Source organism: Mycobacterium sp., from assembly GCF_035653355.1.
GTDB lineage: Bacteria > Actinomycetota > Actinomycetes > Mycobacteriales > Mycobacteriaceae > Mycobacterium.
This window is the reverse complement of the sequence record NZ_DASRBZ010000057.1, coordinates 1-12,236: the sequence shown is the minus strand read 5'-3', so window position 1 is coordinate 12,236 and position 12,236 is coordinate 1. Positions and strand designations below refer to the sequence as shown.

Genomic DNA, 12,236 nt, shown 5'->3' with positions numbered 1-12,236 from the left:
ACCCAGGGCGCCAGCATGATCGGCAGCGTCTCCGACGAGATGGAGCCCAGGGTGGTCAGCACCCGCGGCGACAGTGCGAATGCCGCAGCGGCGATCACCCGTGAGCTCGGGCTGCCGATGCCGAGCACTTCGGCGACCCGCAACAATCCCCAAAACCCGACGGTGAGCAGCAGCGCCCACCACAACCGCTGGGTGATCCAGCCAGGTAGGCCGAGCAGGTGGCCGGCAAGAAAGAAGGCACCGTGCGGAAACAGATAGCCATAGGCCTGGTTTTGAGCCTGGCCGAACGGCAGCTCGCTGTTCCACAGGTTGGTGGCTCGGGCCAGGAAGCGCAGCGGGTTGGCGGTCAAGTCGAGTTTGGTGTCGGGGGAGACCTGCCCGGGCGACTGGGCGAAGCTCAGCGCCAGCGCAATTGCTGCCGCCAACCACAACCAGCGCCGGGCCAGCGGCGCGGCAGGCAGCTGTGTCGAGGAGGCCGGGATGGGCCTGCGCAAACCAGATCCGGGTTGCCCGGCGCTTTCCCGGGCCACCACGCCGGCCCGCATCACGGGGTTACGTGCGGTTGCCGTACTCGACCCGGTTGAGCACCGACGACTGCGGGTCGCCACCGGGGAGCGGCGGCTTGGTGTCCTGTTGCACCATCAGCGTGATCCCGAAGACTGCGGCCGCGCCCAGCAACAGACCGACCACGACGCTAGCCGCCGCAGGCGCAACGAACCGGTTCATCGGTGGCTCCTCGAAATTGCAGTCGTGGTTGTCGCCAACCTAGCAGAAATCCGATTCCCGGCCGTCGGAGCAGTGCCGCGCCGCACGGTCACCACCGCAGCCGTAACGGCAGATCGGTGAGGCAGCCGTCTTGCGGCTTTCGTCGGGCAGACGGGGCCACGCCATCTACGATCCGCGCCGTGACAGCATGGGCGGGTGTTAGTCGCCCGCGTCCTAGCCCTGCTTGCTGCCGCATCAATGCTGATGGCGGCGTGCGGTCGTGCAGCCGAGCACCCAACGTCATCCCCGCGCCCGAGTGCGTCGGCCAAGCCCGTACCCCCTGCCTGCGGGGATGGGACGGCGATGCTGGCGGCAATGTCAGCCCGCGACAAGCTGGCCCAACTTCTGATGGTCGGCGTGCGCAACGCCGCAGATGCCAGGGCCGTCGTAGCCAACCATCACATCGGCGGCATCTTCATCGGCAGCTGGACGGATCTGTCGATGCTGACCGACGGCTCACTGACCGCTATCGCTCGCAGCGCTGGCCCGTTGCCGCTGGCGGTGAGCGTCGACGAGGAGGGTGGCCGGGTAGCGCGGCTGTCCCCGCTGATCGGACCGGCGCCCTCAGCCAGGGTGCTGGCGCAGACCAAGACCCGCGATGAGGTGTACGGCATGGCCCGGGACCGTGGCCACAAAATGCGCGGCCTGGGCATCACGATTGACTTCGCGCCGGTGGTCGACGTCACCGATGCCCCGGCCGACACGGTCATCGGCGACCGATCGTTCGGATCGGATCCGGCCGTCGTCACCGCGTACGCCGGCGCGTATGCGCGCGGCCTGCGCGACGCCGGGTTGCTGCCGGTGCTAAAGCATTTTCCGGGGCACGGGCACGGCTCCGGTGACTCGCACACCGGAGCCGTCACCACACCGCCGCTTCAGGAGCTGCAAAACGACGACCTGGTGCCGTATCGGACGTTGGTGAGCGCCGGCCGGGTCGGAGTAATGATCGGTCACATGCAAGTCCCGGGCCTGACCGGGACCCAACCGGCGAGCCTTAGCCCGGCCGCGGTGCAGTTGCTGCGCGGCGGTGTCGGCTACGGTGGCCCGCCCTTTGACGGCCCGGTTTTCAGCGACGACCTGTCCAGCATGGCCGCGATCTCGGATCGTTTCGGCGTGGCGGATGCAGTGTTGCGCACATTGCAGGCCGGCTCCGACACCGCGCTGTGGGTCACCACCGACGAGGTGCCGGCGGTGCTCGACCGGCTGGAGAAGGCGCTGGCAGCAGGCGAGTTGACGACGCCGGCGGTCGACAAATCGGTGTTGCGGATGGCCGCGGTGAAGGGTCACAACCCGGCCTGTGGCCGGTAGAGCATGTGGGCGACAAGCCCATTGCTTACTCTGGAGTCACATAATCCGCATGACAGCTCGAGCTCGGCAGTTCAAGAAGGACAGCACATGGCAGGTGGTACCAAACGGTTGCCTCGTGCTGTCCGCGAGCAGCAGATGCTGGATGCGGCCGTCCAGATGTTTTCCGTCAACGGCTATCACGAGACCTCGATGGATGCGATCGCCGCCAAGGCCGAGATCTCCAAGCCGATGCTGTACCTGTATTACGGGTCCAAAGAAGAACTTTTCGGTGCCTGCCTGAACCGCGAGTTGACGCGCTTCATCGAAGGCGTGCGCGAGGACATCGACTTCGACCAGAGCCCAAAGGAATTGCTGCGCAACACCATCGTGTCGTTCCTGCGTTACATCGACGCCAACCGGGCGTCGTGGATCGTGATGTACACGCAGGCCACCAGCTCGCAGGCGTTCGCTCAAACCGTGCGGGAGGGCCGCGAGCGGATCATCGAGCTGGTCGCCCGCCTGCTGCGCGCAGGCACCCGCAATCCGGAGCCGGACACCGACTTCGAGATGATGGCGGTGGCGCTGGTGGGCGCCGGCGAGGCGGTCGCCACCCGGCTCAGTACCGGCGATACCGACGTCGACGAAGCGGCCGAGCTGATGATCAACCTGTTCTGGCGCGGTCTGAAGGCCTGGCCGGTCGATCGCGACGCCGACACCGCGTCCAAGGTCGCCACCGGTTCCGGCTAGCCACCGCAGGCATCGGCTACAGCGCGCGAACCGTGCCCGTGAGATATGGGTAGCGCTTGGCGATATTGCGCAACGCGAGATCCCAACCGTCATCGGCACGCTCTACGTACAGCCCGGCCTGCGCAGGCAGCACCATTGGTTTGCCGAACCGCACCGAATAGCTCACCGCGTCCGGAAGACGCGCCTCGATATTGGCCAATACCGCTGCTGCACTGAACATTCCATGCGCAATCACGGTAGGGAAGCCGAACAGCTTGGCCGCGATGGGGGTGGTGTGGATCGGATTGTGGTCACCGCCGACCGCCGCATAGCGGCGAATCTGTCCGGGACTTATCCGCAGCACAGCGTTCGGCGGCGGCAGCTTGGGCTGCTTCTGCGGCGGTGGTTTTGGTTCGCCGGACAGACTGGTGCGCTGCTGATGCAGGAACGTAGTCACCTGGTGCCACGCTTTGTCGTTGCCGACGCTGATGTCGGTCACCAGGTCGACCAGAAGGCCCTTGCGGTGTTCGCGCAGATTCTCCGCGTGGACCTTGATGCCGACGGTATCGGTCACCGTGATCGGCCGGTATTGGGTGATGTGGTTTTCGGTGTGGATGGCTCCTATTGCGGCAAAAGGAAAGTCGAACGCGGTCACCAGTGACATCACCGTCGGGAAGGCCAACGCAAAGGGGTAGGTCAGCGGCACGGTATCGCCGTAGCGCAAGCCGGTCACCGCCGCGTAGGCGGCCACATGCGTGCGGTCGATCGACAGGTCGTCGACGCTGATCGTCCGGTCGGGCAGCCGGTCGTCGCGGGGGACCAACGGCAATGCCCCGGCCGCCGCTCGCAGCATGTTCTTGAGTCCACTCGGTTGCGTCATCGCGGCTCCATCCACTCGTCCGGCTCCTCGGCTCTTTCCGATCCTCGTGGTCGCCGGACTCAAGCGCCCAACATTGCTTGGCCGCACACGCGAATGACGTTGCCTGTCACCGCGTTCGACGCCGGATTGGCGAAATACGCGATGGTTTCGGCGACGTCTACCGGCTGGCCACCCTGTAGCAGCGAATTCAGCCGCCGGCCCACCTCGCGGGTGGCCAACGGGATTGCTGCGGTCATCTGAGTTTCGATGAACCCGGGCGCGACGGCATTAATTGTGATGCCCTTCTCGGCGAGTCCGGGTGCCAACGCTTGTGTGATGCCGATCATGCCGGCTTTGGTGGTGGCGTAGTTTGTCTGTCCTCGGTTGCCCGCGATGCCGGCCATCGACGACAACCCGATCACCCGGCCGCCCTCGCCGATAGAGCCGTTACCGACCAGCCCTTCCGTGAGACGAAGCGGCGCAAGCAGGTTCACGGCCAGCACCGCGTCCCAGCGGGCATCGTCCATGTTGGCCAGCAGCTTGTCACGGGTGATACCGGCGTTGTTGACCAGAATGTCGGCGCGACCGTTGTGATGGTCGCGCAGATGCTGCGTGATCTGGTCGACGGCGTCGGCGGCAGTGACATCGAGGGTCAGCGCGGTCCCGCCGACCCGGCTCGCGGTCTCCGCAAGCGGCTCGGCGGCGGCTTCCACGTCGATGGCGACCACACGTGCGCCGTCGCGGGCGAACACTTCGGCGATGGTCGCCCCGATGCCGCGGGCTGCACCGGTCACTACCGCAACCTTGCCGTCCAGCGGACGGTCCCAATCCGCCGGTGGTGTGGAGTCCGCGGCCCCGACGTAAAACACCTGGCCGTCAACGTATGCCGACTTGGCCGACAGGATGAACCGCATTGTCGACTCCAAACCGGTCACCGCCGGTTTGGCGTCGGGCGAGACGTAGACCAGCTGGACGGTCGCCCCGCGCCGAACCTCCTTACCCAGCGAGCGGGTGAAACCCTCCAGCGCACGCTGCGCGATCCGCTCGTTGGTACTGCCGGCGGCTTCCGGGGTGGTGCCGACGACGACGACGCGGCCGCAGGCGCCCAGGTTGCGCAGCAGCGGGGTGAAGAACTGATGCAGCGCCTTCAAACCGGTCGGTTCGGTGATCCCGGTGGCGTCGAAGACCAGCCCGCCGAACGAGTCGGCCCACCGGCCGCCGAGGTTAGCGGCGACCACCTCGTAGTCTCGGTCCAACGCCGTTCGGAGCGGCTCCACCACCCGGCCTTCACCGCCGATCAGCACGGAGCCTTCCAGCGGCGGATCACCTACCCGGTAGCGACGCAGCGTCGGGGGCTGCGGAATACCGAGCTGCTTGGCCAGAAAGGACCCAGGACCGGAGTTGACGACCTGCGAGAATAGATCGGACGAGAGCTTAGGTGCCACTGAGCTGCCTTCCGTGTGAGGACGTGCCTTGGATCGAACACCGTACCAACGACGAACTTACTCCAGAGTAAGAACAGTGGGTAGTATGGCCCTTATCGGCGGACCTTTTCCACATCGACAACACGGAGACAAACGTGGCCCCAGCGAATGATTCGACAAGATCTAAGGCGAGTACCCAGCCTGCCAACAAAAGTATGCAGTCCCGGCGACGGGTCGCCGTGTTGGGTGGCAATCGCATCCCGTTCGCGCGGTCCGACGGCGCGTACGCCGACGCGTCCAACCAGGACATGTTCACTGCGGCGCTGAGCGGACTGGTCGAGCGATTCAACCTCGCCGGTGAACAACTCGGCGCTGTCATCGGCGGCGCGGTACTCAAGCACAGCCGCGACTTCAACTTGATGCGCGAATGTGTACTGGGATCAGCGCTTTCGCCGCATACCCCGGCTTTCGACATGCAGCAGGCGTGCGGCACCGGGCTGCAGGCCGCAATCGCCGCGGCCGACGGCATTGCCGCCGGCCGCTACGAGGTGGCCGCCGCGGGCGGTGTCGACACCACCTCGGACCCACCGATCGGCTTGGGAGACAACTTGCGTCGCACGCTGCTGAAGCTGCGCCGCTCCAAGTCCAACCTCGAGCGGCTAAGGCTTGTGGGCACGCTGCCTGCCACCCTCGGCGTCGAGATCCCGGTGAATGCCGAACCCCGCACCGGTTTGTCGATGGGCGAGCATCAAGCCATCACCACCAAGCAGATGCGCATCAAGCGGGTCGACCAAGACGAACTCGCCGCCGCAAGCCACCGAAACATGGCCGCCGCGTACGACAGTGGCTTCTTCGACGATCTGGTGACGCCGTTTTTAGGGCTTTACCGCGACGACAACCTGCGCCCAGACGCGTCGTTGGAGAAGCTGGCCAAACTCAAGCCGGTGTTCGGAGTGAAAGCCGGTGACGCGACGATGACGGCTGGCAATTCCACGCCGCTCACCGACGGTGCGTCAGTCGCGTTGTTGGCCAGTGAGGACTGGGCGGATCAGCACTCTCTGACGCCGCTGGCCTACTTCGTCGATGCCGAAACCGCGGCCGCGGACTACGTCAGCGGCAACGACGGGCTGCTGATGGCGCCCACGTATGCGATTCCCCGGCTGCTGGCGCGCAACGGATTGAGCTTGCAGGACTTCGACTTCTACGAGTTCCACGAGGCGTTCGCATCGGTGGTGCTGGCGCACTTGCAAGCATTGGAGTCCGAGGAGTACTGCAAGCAGCGGCTGGGCTTAGACGCCGCGCTGGGACCCATTGATCGCTCCAAGCTCAACGTCAACGGCTCGTCTATTGCCGCGGGCCACCCGTTCGCGGCCACCGGTGGACGCATTCTCGCGCAGACCGCGAAACTGCTGGCCCACAAGAAAGCTGAGCAGAAGGGCGGCGCCGGCAAGCCGTGGCGCGCGCTGATTTCGATCTGCGCGGCCGGCGGGCAGGGCGTGGCCGCCATCCTGGAGGCGTGAACCGCCGAACGCTGAATTCCGTTGCAAGTTTAGTAACGTCGGCGTTTGGGTAAGCGAAGTACCGGATAGCTCCGTGTTGTCGTCCGACCCCCCGACCCGATGGCAACGCGGGGCATCCCTGAATCGGCCCTGATGGACCGTTGAGCCCCGGACGCAGGGTCGGCCGGGAATGGCCGCCGCTGGACTGAGGGGATCCAGCGGCGGCCTTTTGTCATTCTTGCCGTTTCGGGTCCGTCGTGCCGCCGATTCGGCATCAAGTTCGCCGCGGTAGACGCAAAATCCCCCGTTTCCAGGTGAAACGGGGGATCTTTGCGTCTTGGCCGGACGGGGCCCGGCGAACACCGCTTAGAAGGCGGCTTCGTCGAGCTCCATCAGGTCGTTGTCGATCGCCTCGATCACCTGACGGGTGCTGGTCAACAGCGGGAGCAAGTTCTTCGCGAAGAACGACGCCACCGCGATCTTGCCCTCGTAGAAGGCCCGATCGGCGTCGCTAGCTCCCGCGTCGAGGGCCTCGACCGCCACGGCAGCCTGACGCTGCAGCAGCCAACCGATCAGCAGGTCGCCGACAGCCATCAGGAACCGCACCGAGCCCAGGCCCACCTTGTAGACGCTGGAGATGTCCTCCTGCGCGGCCATCAGGTAGCCGGTCAGGCTCGCGGCCATGGCCTGCACATCGGCCAACGCGGTGGCCAGCAGCTCGCGCTCGGCCTTCAGCCGCCCGTTGCCATTCTCGTTCTTGACAAACTCCTCCACCTGGCTGGCCACGTGCGCCAGGGCCACACCCTTGTCGCGGACGATCTTGCGGAAGAAGAAGTCCTGCGCCTGGATTGCCGTAGTGCCCTCGTAGAGCGAGTCGATCTTCGAGTCACGGATGTACTGCTCGATCGGGTAATCCTGCAGGAAGCCCGATCCGCCGAAGGTCTGCAGGCTCTCAGTGAGCTTGGCGTAGGCCTGCTCGGAGCCCACACCCTTGACCACCGGCAGCAGCAGGTCGTTGACCTTGACCGCCAGCTCGGCGTCCACACCGTGCACCGCATCGGCCACCGCCTCGTCCTGGAACGTCGCTGCGTAGGTGTACAGCGCGCGCAGGCCCTCGGCGTAGGCCTTCTGGGTCATCAGCGACCGGCGTACGTCGGGGTGATGGGTGATCGTCACCCGCGGCGCGGTCTTGTCGGTCATCTGGGTCATGTCCGCGCCCTGGATGCGGGACTTGGCGTACTCAAGGGCGTTCAGGTAACCGGTGGACAGCGTCGCGATCGCCTTGGTGCCCACCATCATGCGGGCCTGCTCGATGACCTCGAACATCTGCGCAATCCCGTTGTGCACCTCGCCCACCAGCCAGCCCTTAGCCGGCACACCGTGCTGGCCGAAGGACAGCTCACAGGTGGCCGAGACCTTCAGGCCCATCTTGTGCTCGACGTTGGTGACGAACACGCCGTTGCGCTCACCGGGCTCACCGGTTTCGGGGTCGAACAGGAACTTGGGCACGAAAAACAGCGACAACCCCTTGGTGCCCGGGCGCGCGCCCTCCGGGCGAGCAAGCACCAAGTGGAAGATGTTCTCGAACAGGTCGCCGGAATCGGCCGACGTGATGAACCGCTTGACGCCGTCGATGTGCCAGGAGCCGTCGTCCTGCTGGATGGCCTTGGTACGAGCGGCACCCACGTCCGAGCCGGCGTCCGGCTCGGTCAGCACCATGGTGGCGCCCCAGCCGCGCTCAGCGGCCAGCACAGCCCACTTCTTCTGCTCCTCGGTACCCAGGTGGTAGAGGATGTTGGCGAATCCAGCGCCACCGCCGTACATCCATACGGCCGGGTTGGCGCCGAGGATGTGCTCGTGCAGCGCCCACACCAGCGCCTTGGGCATCGGGGTGCCGCCGAGAGCCTCGTCGATGCCGACCTTGTCCCAACCGGCCTCGAGAACCGAGTGCACGGACTTCTTGAACGCCTCAGGCAGCGTCACCGAGTGGGTTTCCGGATCGAACACCGGCGGGTTGCGGTCACCTTCTGCGAATGACTCGGCGATAGGACCCTCCGCCAGCCGGCTCATCTCCGCCAGCATCTCGCGGGCCGTGTCCACGTCCAGGTCGCTGTAGAGGCCCTCGCCGAATGCCCTGTCGACACCGAAGACCTCGAACAGGTTGAATTCCTGGTCGCGGACATTGCTCTTGTAGTGGCTCACGTGCTTCCTCCTCGATGAGAACGCCACCATGTGGTTGGGTACTAGGTCTAAGTTACCCACCAGTAACAGGCTCAACTTAACGCGTCAGTAACTTCAACGCAAGCGAGTGTGAGCTAAATTCCACTAGCTAACTAACCAACCGGTTGGGACCCACTTGATCGAGACCCGGGCATAGCAGTTGACCTGCGGCAATGATGTACGAGTGGCTACTGTGTTGAGCACCACAGCCGGGCCTGTGGTCGATCTCCGCGACCAACCCGGAGTGTTGCGCAAGCGCCTGCGCGAGGCCGATCACGAGATCGGTTTCTGCTATCTGATCGGGCACGGCTTAGCCGAGTCGCTGGTCGCCAAGGCGCTCGAAGTGGCGCGTCGTTTCTTTGCCCTGCCGCAGGCCGACAAAGAGGCGATCGCGATGGTCCATAGCCCGCACTTCCGCGGATGCACGCCCCTGCGCGGGGAGTTGACCCGCCGCGCGGTGGACTGGCGCGAGCAGATTGACATCGGACCGAGCACGCGCACACCGGCGACCCTGATCAAAATCGTGCGCTATCCCGCGCGTGCCGTCACCGCCCAAGGCGACTTGATTTCAGTTACGGGCGTTGGCTGAGCTCTTCGCGATAGCCCTGGATGCGCTGCTCGATCTCGGCGGCGTCGTCGTGGCGGCCTTCTTTGTGCGCGAGATCGGCGCGAACCGACAGCTCCCGGATCGCGGTGCGGATGTCATTGATGCTGGCAGGTTCACGTATGGCCATCGAAGCTGCCTTTCCGGTCGTTCCGTTGGGCTGCCCAACGGAATACCCGGATCAACCGTGCGCTAAAGCTCTGGGATGAGCAGACGCAAAAGCACCCAGTTTGGCGCGAAACAGGGTGCTTGCGTCTGCTCGGCGGGACTTAACGCCGGAACAGCTTGTTGCCCAGCCACACCACCGGATCGTATTTGCGGTCGACCACGCGCTCCTTCATCGGAATCAGGGCATTGTCGGTGATCTTGATGCTTTCCGGGCAGACCTCAGTGCAGCACTTGGTGATGTTGCAGTAGCCCAGGCCATGTTCCTCCTGCGCCTCGTTGCGCCGGTCCAGCGTGTCCAGCGGATGCATTTCCAGCTCGGCGATCCGCATCAGGTAGCGCGGGCCGGCGAACGCCTTCTTGTTCTCCTCGTGGTCGCGGATCACGTGGCACACGTTTTGGCACAGGAAGCACTCAATGCACTTCCGGAATTCCTGCGAGCGCTGCACGTCGACCTGCGCCATCCGGTATTCGCCGGGCTGCAATTCCTTGGGCGGTGCGAACGACGGGATCTCCCGGGCTTTTTCGTAGTTGAACGACACGTCGGTGACCAGGTCGCGGATCAACGGGAACGTGCGCAGCGGGGTGACGGTGACGACTTCGTCTTCGGCGAACGTCGACATCCGCGTCATGCACATCAGCCGCGGTCTGCCGTTGATCTCCGCCGAGCACGATCCGCACTTGCCGGCTTTACAGTTCCAGCGCACTGCGAGGTCGGGTGTCTGGGTCTGTTGCAGACGGTGGATGACGTCGAGCACCACCTCGCCCTCGTTGACCTCGACGGTGAAGTCCTGCAGCGCGCCGCTGGCGTCGTCGCCGCGCCAGACCCGCAGGCTCGCGTTGTACGTCATTAGCTTCTCCGTCCTGGATGCTCGGCCAGCTCTTCGTCGGTGTAGTACTTCTCCAGTTCGGAGAGCTCGAAGAGCTCCAGCAAGTCGGGCCGCATCGGGGTCTGCTCTTCGTGGCTGATGTCGATGTGGGGCAGGCTGCCCGCCCCGCCTTGCGCGCGGCACACCAGCAGGACTTTGCGCCACTTGGAGTCCATGCCGGGATGGTCGTCGCGGGTGTGCCCGCCACGGCTTTCCGTGCGCTCCAGCGCGGCTTTGGCCACACATTCGCTGACCAGCAGCATGTTGCGCAGGTCGATGGCCAGGTGCCAGCCCGGGTTGTACTGGCGATGTCCCTCGACCTGCAGGTTGGCGAACCGGCCTCGCAGCTCCTCTAACCGGCTAAGCGCCTGCGTGATCTCGTCGGCGCTGCGGATGATGCCGACCAACTCGTTCATCGTGTCCTGCAGATCGATCTGCAGTTTGTACGGATTCTCCGCAGGCGAGCCATCTTTGGGGCCTTCGAACGGTGACAGCGCGAGCTGGGCGGCGGCCTCCACCGCCTCCTCAGTGATCGCCGGTCGACTTTTGAGTGCCCGCACATAGTCGGCGGCGCCCAGCCCGGCGCGCCGGCCGAACACCAGCAGGTCTGACAGCGAATTGCCGCCCAACCGGTTTGAGCCGTGCATACCGCCGGAGCACTCACCGGCGGCGAACAGCCCGGGGACCGTGGCCGCGCCGGTGTCCGGGTCAACCTCGACGCCGCCCATCACGTAGTGACAGGTCGGCCCGACTTCCATCGGTTCCTTGGTGATGTCGACACCGGCAAGCTCCATGAACTGGTGATACATCGACGGCAGCCGCCGCTTGATCTCCGCGGGCGTCAGCCGCGAGGCGATGTCGAGGTAGACCCCGCCGTGCGGCGTGCCGCGGCCGGCCTTGACTTCGGAGTTGATCGCACGCGCGACCTCGTCACGGGGCAGCAGGTCGGGGGTGCGACGAGCCGAGTCGTTGTCCTTGAGCCACTGGTCGGCCTCCTGCTCGGTCTCGGCGTACTGCCCCTTGAACACCGGCGGAATGTAGTCGAACATGAACCGCTTGCCGTCTGCGTTCTTCAGCACGCCGCCGTCACCGCGCACACCTTCGGTGACCAGAATCCCCTTGACGCTGGGCGGCCAGACCATGCCAGTCGGGTGGAACTGGACGAACTCCATGTTGATCAGCGTCGCGCCGGCCCGCAGCGCCAGAGCATGCCCGTCGCCGGTGTACTCCCAGGAGTTCGACGTCACCTTGAACGACTTGCCGATCCCGCCGGTGGCCAGTACCACCGCCGGCGCCTCGAACAACAGGAACCGGCCGGTTTCGCGCCAGTATCCGAAAGCCCCGGCGATTCGGTCGCCGTCTTTGAGCAGTTCGGTAATGGTGCACTCGGCGAAGACTTTGATCCGCGCTTCATAGTCACCGAGTTCTGCGTAGTCCTCTTGCTGCAGCGACACGATCTTCTGCTGCAGCGTGCGGATCAGTTCGAGGCCGGTGCGGTCACCGACGTGGGCTAGCCGCGCATAGGTGTGTCCGCCGAAGTTGCGTTGGCTGATACGGCCGTCTTTGGTGCGGTCGAACAGCGCCCCGTAGGTCTCTAGCTCCCAGATCCGGTCCGGTGCTTCCTTGGCGTGCAGCTCGGCCATCCGCCAGTTGTTCAGGAACTTGCCGCCCCGCATGGTGTCGCCGAAGTGGGTCTTCCAATTGTCTTTTGGGTTGGCGTTGCCCATCGCCGCCGCGGCGCCGCCCTCGGCCATCACCGTGTGCGCCTTGCCGAACAACGACTTACACACCACCGCGACCTTAAGGCCGCGTTCTCGC

At 65.1% G+C, this 12,236-nt stretch carries 11 protein-coding genes and 1 pseudogene; 4 read left to right on the top strand and 8 right to left on the bottom strand.

Annotated features, from left to right (window positions below; translation table 11 throughout):
- Both VFA16_RS01935 and VFA16_RS01930 read right to left on the bottom strand, forming a co-directional pair.
- The coding region (locus VFA16_RS01935; protein WP_324966198.1) for an alpha-(1->3)-arabinofuranosyltransferase domain-containing protein at positions 1-446 on the bottom strand (446 nt) is incomplete at its 3' end.
- Between the two features lie 106 nt (positions 447-552).
- A complete protein-coding gene (locus tag VFA16_RS01930; RefSeq protein WP_324966197.1) occupies positions 553-726 on the bottom strand; it encodes a DUF2613 domain-containing protein in 174 nt (57 codons plus the stop codon).
- A gap of 195 nt (positions 727-921) precedes the next feature.
- Between VFA16_RS01930 and VFA16_RS01925 the strand changes: the two genes are divergently transcribed.
- Both VFA16_RS01925 and VFA16_RS01920 read left to right on the top strand, forming a co-directional pair.
- A complete protein-coding gene (locus VFA16_RS01925; protein WP_324966196.1) occupies positions 922-2,073 on the top strand; it encodes a glycoside hydrolase family 3 N-terminal domain-containing protein in 1,152 nt (383 codons plus the stop codon).
- An 87-nt stretch (positions 2,074-2,160) separates the two neighbouring features.
- A complete protein-coding gene (locus VFA16_RS01920; RefSeq protein WP_324966195.1) occupies positions 2,161-2,799 on the top strand; it encodes a TetR/AcrR family transcriptional regulator in 639 nt (212 codons plus the stop codon).
- A 16-nt stretch (positions 2,800-2,815) separates the two neighbouring features.
- Here the strand turns inward: VFA16_RS01920 and VFA16_RS01915 are convergent, their stop codons facing one another.
- Together VFA16_RS01915 and VFA16_RS01910 are read right to left on the bottom strand one after the other, a co-directional pair.
- Positions 2,816-3,658 carry a MaoC/PaaZ C-terminal domain-containing protein gene (locus tag VFA16_RS01915; protein WP_324966194.1) on the bottom strand — a complete coding sequence of 281 codons (843 nt, stop codon included), beginning with the start codon at positions 3,656-3,658 and terminating at the stop codon, positions 2,816-2,818.
- Positions 3,659-3,717: 59 nt separating this feature from the next.
- Positions 3,718-5,082: a 3-oxoacyl-ACP reductase gene (locus VFA16_RS01910; RefSeq protein ID WP_324966193.1), complete on the bottom strand. Its 1,365-nt coding sequence runs from the start codon at positions 5,080-5,082 to the stop codon at positions 3,718-3,720.
- A gap of 194 nt (positions 5,083-5,276) precedes the next feature.
- Between VFA16_RS01910 and VFA16_RS01905 the strand changes: the two genes are divergently transcribed.
- Positions 5,277-6,581 carry an acetyl-CoA C-acetyltransferase gene (locus tag VFA16_RS01905; RefSeq protein WP_324966192.1) on the top strand — a complete coding sequence of 435 codons (1,305 nt, stop codon included), beginning with the start codon at positions 5,277-5,279 and terminating at the stop codon, positions 6,579-6,581.
- A gap of 345 nt (positions 6,582-6,926) precedes the next feature.
- Here VFA16_RS01905 and VFA16_RS01900 read toward each other — a convergent pair whose 3' ends face one another.
- Entirely contained in the window at positions 6,927-8,762 is a 1,836-nt protein-coding gene (locus tag VFA16_RS01900) for an acyl-CoA dehydrogenase (protein WP_324966191.1), read from the bottom strand.
- Positions 8,763-8,973: 211 nt separating this feature from the next.
- Between VFA16_RS01900 and VFA16_RS01895 the strand changes: the two are divergent.
- A pseudogene (locus VFA16_RS01895) lies at positions 8,974-9,270 on the top strand (2-oxoglutarate and iron-dependent oxygenase domain-containing protein); the annotation flags it as partial.
- Positions 9,271-9,352: 82 nt separating this feature from the next.
- Here VFA16_RS01895 and VFA16_RS01890 read toward each other — a convergent pair.
- The 3 genes from VFA16_RS01890 to VFA16_RS01880 form a co-directional block, all read right to left on the bottom strand.
- On the bottom strand, positions 9,353-9,514 hold the full coding sequence (locus VFA16_RS01890; RefSeq protein WP_169922531.1) for a hypothetical protein: 162 nt from the start codon (positions 9,512-9,514) through the stop codon (positions 9,353-9,355).
- 139 nt (positions 9,515-9,653) lie between these two features.
- Positions 9,654-10,400 carry a succinate dehydrogenase/fumarate reductase iron-sulfur subunit gene (locus tag VFA16_RS01885; protein ID WP_324966190.1) on the bottom strand — a complete coding sequence of 249 codons (747 nt, stop codon included), beginning with the start codon at positions 10,398-10,400 and terminating at the stop codon, positions 9,654-9,656.
- Positions 10,400-12,236 (bottom strand): fumarate reductase/succinate dehydrogenase flavoprotein subunit (locus VFA16_RS01880; RefSeq protein WP_324966189.1); only part of this gene is annotated, 1,837 nt, incomplete at its 5' end. The genes VFA16_RS01880 and VFA16_RS01885, both read right to left, overlap by 1 nt.